The sequence below is a fragment of the Endozoicomonas sp. ALC013 genome, assembly GCF_049310205.1.
Classification (GTDB): domain Bacteria; phylum Pseudomonadota; class Gammaproteobacteria; order Pseudomonadales; family Endozoicomonadaceae; genus Endozoicomonas.
Map to the genome: position 1 here is coordinate 1 of NZ_JBLYNS010000189.1, position 7303 is coordinate 7303.

Below are 7303 nucleotides of genomic sequence, written 5' to 3' on the forward strand. Positions count from 1 at the left end.
TTCCGACTTTTTAGACCAATTTGCTGCCACCGCAGTAGGGTAGTCTATTCTCGGACAGGCTCCTAGGGAAATCTTCATAATGGCAACATCCACCCGGCCCTCTCCCTGCGCTTGATGAGGGGGCTGGCGGTTGGCTTCTCATACCCACCTGGCACCGCCTGTCCGTATCATTTTTGCAGTAAGGGTGAATCCTACTGGTATGCCCGTGCTTCAACCAGCAAATGCCCCTGAAAGCCATACAAGTGCTTTTTCCTGGCAGCGCAGTAACCATAGTCTGCTTCTCCATTGAAGACTCTACTCTTGGGAGCCCTTGTACGAACAACTACGTCGATGGTGATAACTTCACTATCTGAGAGCCTGGCATAATATTTTGCTAAAAGGACAACGGCCGGTAGACAAAAGTTTTCAAGTCCTTGGGCAGCGGCAAGAAAAAGTGAACTTCATCAATCAGTTGTGATCCTTATACATTACTCACAGCCATAAAATGATGATATGAACGTAACATCACCGGGCAATCTCCCTGCACACAATATTGGTACGAGTGTAAATGAAACGACGCAATGTCCGGGTACTGACGCTAACGGCCCAGTGCCAGAAAATCTTATACGCCGCGATTCATTGTCCATTGATGCACTGTTCCCACATAACGTTAAACTTTTATCGGAATTCTCAGTCATTAAAGTCCGGGAGACCGACCCAACCGAAATGATCCGGTTGATGAGGGAGGGTAATGTTTCCGATAACCTCTGTTATAAAATTAATGGCGACCTGTTTCCCACTCTCAGCCGGTCCCAGCGCAGCAGGATTCAGGCTGTTCCGAAACACCTGTACGTGCTCTTCAGTGTTGATTTTGAGGATTTCAGCCAACTGCCTGAGTTACCGCAAAACTTCTTCGTGGGGCGGACCCTCTTCCTTAAGGCTTGCTCCAGCCTCAGGGCTCTGCCTGAAAACCTTACCGTAGGACTGAGTGCTGAGCTTAACGAATGCCATAGCCTGGAAACTTTACCGACAAATTTCTTTGTGGGGGAAAATCTTCTGCTCAACGGTTGCACCGGACTTAAATATTTGCCCGATGACCTGATTGTCAGGCGCAGCCTGTTTCTTAACGATTGTTACAATCTGCAAAAACTGCCGGAAAATCTCTCGGTACTGGCGACCCTTAGCCTTATTAACTGCAACACTCTCAGGGAACTGCCCAATGGTATGAACATACCGGAAAATCTATACCTCAAGGGTTGTACCAATCTGGAGTGGCTGCCACAAACCCTCAAGGTAGGCCGAAACCTTATCCTTGAAGGTTGCACTGAACTGAGAATAGCGTCAGATACTCGACTGGAAATAGGTGGCGACCTCATCCTGAAAGATTGCACCAACCTGAGCGAACTGCCTGCCAGGATCAAGCTCGGTGGCGATCTTGATCTCTCTGGCTGCGTTAGCCTGACCGCCCTGCCTCACTGGATTACAGAACTGGGCTGGAGGACGGACGGTCAGGATTTGCGTCTACGCAAGGTTTATCTGGAAAATACCGGGTTGTCGGCAGCGCAAATCGCCCGCCTTCAACATGAACAACCAGAAGGCATGCAATTTTATGTATCTGACCCGGAGGGGGTGCCAGAGCACACATTTGATACGTTTGAAGAGGCTTTTATATTTTGGGAGAATCTTGCACAGCCTGGCACATCCCCCCCAACACTGGATTTGCGGCCTGATCAGATGCAAAGCCTGATTTATTATCTGCAACGCCTGACCGGTACTGCGGATTACCAGAACCTCATAACACGACCAATTCTGGCCCAGCGGGTGTTAGGGGTCATATCGCTGCTCAGCAGTAATCAAGAGATTCAGGAAAACGCCCTGATGCGCATACACCATGCCACCAGCACTTGTGACGACCGGGTTATTCTGGCTCTGGATGACCTGGAAACACTGGAGCTGACCAGATCAGCAGAAACCATGGCTATGCAGCAGCACAGCGACCCCGAAGAATTGCGCGCCCTGGGTCGGCAAATGATGATTCTGGATGCGGTGAAAGAGATTGCCAGACGTCATATAAACACCATGAATTTCGTCAGTCCGATTGAAGTAGAGCTGGCTTATCAGATTGGTTTGCGCAAGCGCTTTAACCTGCCGGGCGCAACTCGGGACATGCTGTTCAGAGCCTGTAGCCGGGTTTACCCGTGGCATATTAACCAGGCCGCCATGGATATCGAACGACACTGTACTGAAGATGCCCTGGAAGACTTCCTGAGAACATGGGGACCCTGGCAAAAATACCTGCGCAACCTGGCCATTCCAGCTTTTGAGCAGCTCCAGCCCAGAATGGTTGCGCGGATCAGGGAATGTCCGTTCTGCCTGGACAAAACAGACCACATGGTTGTCTTTGATAACGATCACTATGATTACCACAGCCTGCGCCGGGCTTTCCTGGAAAACAGCAAGGATCCATTTTTCAAAAAGCCGCTGGACTGGTCAATTGTCTACCGGCTGACGGAAAAATCACGGGATGCCAGTTAGAACCACGTTCCTGAATATCTGATCAGCCTTTGATAACAGGTTTCACTGAAATATTGAATGTTTTGTGTTAGGAAGGAACTTTTATAAGAAAGAGTAGTCTTAAGCTGTAATTCAACAATTCAACAATCCAGTAATTCAATGGATTTCTTTAGTAGCTTACCTTTATCCGATCTTGCTTTTGACGAACTTTGTTCCGACTCATTAGATTTAATAGAACAAACATATCGATTTGATGCCAGCGAACAATCCCCGACATATCAAGGAATGTCTGTACAGACGCTGGATACTTCTTTTCCTGTTTACCATAACCATTCAGATATAGCCAAAAATAACGCTGATCCTGTTAATTCATTGATTAAACATAACATTAAACCTCTAACACTTTTAGAGACAGCAGACTGTTTTTGCACTGGTATTCCTGAAATACCACAATCAGTTCTTGATGAATATGTACCCTGGAAACCTGATAAACCCGATGAACCATCATCAAGACCAAAAATTCCTCTTATTCAGCAGATATGCTTATCAGGGAGTGATCCTGAAATTAGGGAGCCAACACCAGCGAGCCATTCGAATCCAGATTATCCATTAACTAATCTTCCTGACTTACTCTCTAAACCACAATATTTACGATCATATACTGTAGTTAGCCCGCTAAACCTGAACCAAACTACAAGTGATAACCAAACGACCCAGGCAACAGAAATTGTTGATGATCACTCTTCAATGATTGAGCGCCAAAGGCAGAGCAAAAGGGAGCGCCATAGGGAGAGCATGAGAAAGCTTCGCAAAGATCCCGCTTACGCCGAGCGCGAAAGGGAGCGCAACAGGGAGCACCAAAGGAAGCGCTACCAGAATGATCCTGATTTCGCCGAGCGCAAAAGGACAAGCCAAAGGGCGCGCCAAAAAGAGCACTACCAGAATGATCCCGATTTCGCCAGGCCCGTCAGGAAACGCAGCGCTGAGTACAATGAGTACAAAAGGAAGCTTGGCAAAGATACAGCTGTTCAAAATGGCTGCGAAGTTCATGTTTAGAAGGTGGAATTGCTATTACGTTATTGAGCGAAAACACGCCCGGCAGGGCCGGGAGTGCGGGGAGTGTCAGTTGCTCAGATCAATCTGGTACACCGCAAAACCTGTTTCATCCTGCCCCTGCTTTTGCAAGGGATAAGCTGCCCGTTTTGCAATGAAACTTTCTGCGCTTTTGGAGTTACCGGTTTCAAAGGTAATGTTCAGTTTTTTGTCTGACCTGATGGGTGCCAGACGCCAGTTGTTGTCAGCACCTGGTATCACCTGACCGTTCTTTTTGGTCTGAGCCGTAATATACGCAGAAAGAACCGTACGGTTTTCATCAGGAGAAGCAAACGCGACAAACTTATCCCCCGTTCCGGCAAAGTTACCACCGCCATAAGCGCGATAGTTATTGGTAGCAATAATAAATGCCTGGTCCGCTTTCACCGGCTTACCCTGGTAAGTCAGGTTGATGATACGGTGAGAGTCGTTTACCTGAATACCGTTTGCATCAAAACGGGCGGGCTGGGTCACATCAATCTGATAATCAACCCCATCCATCACGTCAAAGTTGTAGGTCTGGAAACCATCCCAGTTCAGCAGCGGTTGTGGCTCGGTACTTTCAGGATTGATCTGATTGAACTGACCTGCGGAGCGCTCCAGCCAGTTTTTCACCTCTTTTCCGGTGACTTTCAGAGCAACCAGTGTATTGGGATAGAGGTACAGGTCGGCAGCATTACGGAAGGTCAGGGTGCCTGCTTCCACCTCGGTGTAGCCAGCCGGATCATTTTTACGACCACCGGCTTTGAAAGGGGCAGCAGCGGAGATAACAGGAATACCTTCCAGATCAGGATCGCCCTGGATAAAGCGCTCAACGTAATCTATCTGCGCATTGTTCACGATCTGCACGGTGGGGTCGTCCTGCACCAGTGCCAGATAGCTGTACATCTGATCAGAAGCCTTGCCAATAGGCTGGTTAACAAATTCCAGGGTGCCCAGGTGCTCTTTTTTGATGATGTTAACTATGTCCCTGTAAGACTTAGCCTTGGAGGTATTGGTCCTGGTATTAAAAATAGCGCGTGTGGTTGCCCTGGCATCAACCACTTCCCATTTGCCACTGCGGTTGTCCAGTTTCAAATCAACCAGCCCCAGATGGCTGCCCCAGCGACCTGGCATAACCGCGGGTACGCCGTTGATCGTCCCTTTTTCCACATCTACGCCGGGGATCTCAGCATAAGCCTCTGCCGGAAAAACGGCGTGGGAGTGGCCAAACATGAGGGCATCAATGCCTTCTACCTGAGAAAGGTAGTAGGTGGAGTTTTCCGCCATGGCTTTGTAGGGCTCGCTGCTCATGCCGGAGTGTGGAATGGCAATGATAATATCAGCACCTTCGGCTTTCATTTGTGGAACGAACTTTTTTGCAGACTCAACAATGTCGAAAGCGACCACTTTTCCTTCGAGATGTTTACGGTCCCACTGCATGATCTGTGGTGGTACAAAACCGATGTAGCCAACCTTAACGGTCTGCAGCTTGCCATCGGAATCCTTAAACTGCTGGCTCTTGATGAGATAAGGCTGGTAGAGGTTTTTGCCGGTTTTGGCATCCACCACGTTAGCGCTTATATAGGGGAAGCGGGCATCATTAATGGCTTCATTCAGAAAGTCCAGACCGTAATTGAACTCGTGGTTACCAATATTGCCTACGTCATAGTCGAGCAGGTTCATGGCTTTGTAGACCGGGTGCATATCCCCTTGCTCAAGGCCTTTGTCGGCCATGTAATCGCCCATTGGCGAGCCCTGCAACAGATCGCCATTGTCTACCAGAACACTGTTTTCAACTTCGGCACGGGCCTGTTTGACCAGTGTTGCGACACGGGCAAGTCCAAACTGTTCGGTGGGCTTGCCCTTGTAATAATCAAAATCCATGACATTGGCGTGAAGGTCGGTTGTTTCAACAACCCGGAGGTCAATCGTAGCAGCGGAGGTCAGACCACTGACAGAAACCAGGGCAGCAAAGACAGTCATGGAAACAGGGGAACGTCGAAAGTACATGCAAAACCTTTCATTCAATGATTGCTGAGTAAGACGGTGAACTGTCGTATCACCAAATTACAAAAAACGTATAGTACAGCAGCTTTACTTTGAGTATCTATCAGGATTTGCAGGTTTTTCCCGATCAGAGGATGTTGCAGAAAGAGCCCTGGAATCAAACATTTCATCCAGCTTAAACCTGTTAGAAATTTGTACTAAGGAACTGTCATTTAATAACTTCGACATTTCAGTAAGCTCTGCCCGCTTCCCGAAAAAGGCAGGCCGCTTGTGCTTTTGCAGCCAGCAGCCAGCGAGCTTAACAACCCTTCATTAAACCGAAGTCTGAACAAACTCCTCCACTTCGGTTTGCAGCCGCGCCGCTATTTCCGCCTCTCGTTGCCCGGCAGGTACTGCCTTGCCATCCAGTGACCCCAAACTACCCAGCGCCACCTGGACAATGATCTCTTCTTGCAGGTCACTATCCAGATTCTGGTTGATAAAATACTGTGGCAACTGCTCGGCGACTTCCGCCTTAATGGTTTTATAAGCACTGAGCATATCGGTTATTGTGCCCTGGTCGTACTGGTGCTGCTGGAACACTGGCGGCTGTGCGCACTCTGCTGCCTCCTGGCAGGATCGCTGACTGGCATTGTCCCGGGTTGGCAGCAGATCAACAATTTGTGCCACCAGTTGTTGCGCCTCGTCGTATTGCCTGGTCACCTCGCCAGCACTGACCATCGACATCAGCTTCAAGCGGTTCATGGCCTCTTCCTGAACCCCCATCTTGCTGTCGTACAGGATGGTGAAGCGCTGCCAGGCACTCTGACTGTCTCTGGGAGCCGGATCATCCCACTGGGGTTCCAGTCCAAAACAGTCGGGCATCGTCGTCAGTGACTGGATGGCCTGCTGCTGTTGCTGGTCCGACAGCGCGAAGAAGGATGCCCGGGCCGAATCATAATCACCGGCTTCCAGCTGGTTGAGGCAGGTATCACCCGCCCGAACTACCCCTGAGCTGGTGACCGGGGTCAGCCGTTGTTCCAGTCGTTGGAACAGCTGATCGCGACGGCTACTGTAGTTGCCACTGCTGGTGCCCATCCAGTTTGGCAGCTGGCTGAACACCCCCCTCGAATACTGGGTATACACAGCCCCTCTTTGCAGTTCCTGAAACTGGCTGGCCCTGTCAACAATGGCATCTCGCAGTGCGGCACTGAGCAACGGGCTGGAGTTAGCCGACGCAGGTGCCGTGGTCAATTGTTCCAGTTGGCGGTCTGCCATGGCGTTCAGCATGCACTGGCCAAGATCTCTGGCCGGGCCTGACTGACTCGGTTTGGTTTGCTCCGCGCCAAAGAAGATGGCATCACCATCGGTGCCCCGGACCCGTCCGTCGCTGTCGAAAATATCAGCGGCGCGTTCATGTTCAACCCCCAGTCTGGGCGAGAACAACACTTCGTGCAGAAACTCCTCGGTGCAGTTGGTCGGTTGCGCCTCATTGCTTACCAAAGCGATGGCCATATTCAGCAGATCATCGGCCTGCCAGCCAACATCCGGTTGTATTTTCTGCTGGTTGAGCTGCTGCAGAAAAGCCGACACTTCGCTACGCAGTTGCCGGGCAACCCGCATGCTGCCTATGAGCAGCTGCATGCCCGGTAAGCAGTCAAAGGGCTGTGCCTCCGTATCAGTCAGGGGCATCTCACCATGAGCCAGTGTCGTATGGACAGGTCCGATGGGACGATCCGCTGCCCGGGAT

The 7303-nt window shown here is 50.2% G+C and carries 4 protein-coding genes; 2 read left to right on the plus strand and 2 right to left on the minus strand.

The features are described from left to right. Window positions 1-492: 492 nt before the first annotated feature. Both ACO6V1_RS21475 and ACO6V1_RS21480 read left to right on the plus strand, forming a co-directional pair. On the plus strand, window positions 493-2514 hold the full coding sequence (locus tag ACO6V1_RS21475; protein ID WP_422468444.1) for an NEL-type E3 ubiquitin ligase domain-containing protein: 2022 nt from the start codon (window positions 493-495) through the stop codon (window positions 2512-2514). A gap of 138 nt (window positions 2515-2652) precedes the next feature. Next, window positions 2653-3549 carry a hypothetical protein gene (locus ACO6V1_RS21480; RefSeq protein WP_422468446.1) on the plus strand — a complete coding sequence of 299 codons (897 nt, stop codon included), beginning with the start codon at window positions 2653-2655 and terminating at the stop codon, window positions 3547-3549. A gap of 66 nt (window positions 3550-3615) precedes the next feature. On the opposite strand, the gene ACO6V1_RS21485 is transcribed toward ACO6V1_RS21480, so the two are convergent. Both ACO6V1_RS21485 and ACO6V1_RS21490 read right to left on the minus strand, forming a co-directional pair. After that, complete coding sequence (locus tag ACO6V1_RS21485) at window positions 3616-5577, minus strand: bifunctional 2',3'-cyclic-nucleotide 2'-phosphodiesterase/3'-nucleotidase (protein ID WP_422448623.1); 1962 nt, start codon at window positions 5575-5577, stop codon at window positions 3616-3618. Window positions 5578-5886: 309 nt separating this feature from the next. Next, the coding region (locus ACO6V1_RS21490; RefSeq protein ID WP_422468448.1) for a hypothetical protein at window positions 5887-7303 on the minus strand (1417 nt) is incomplete at its 5' end.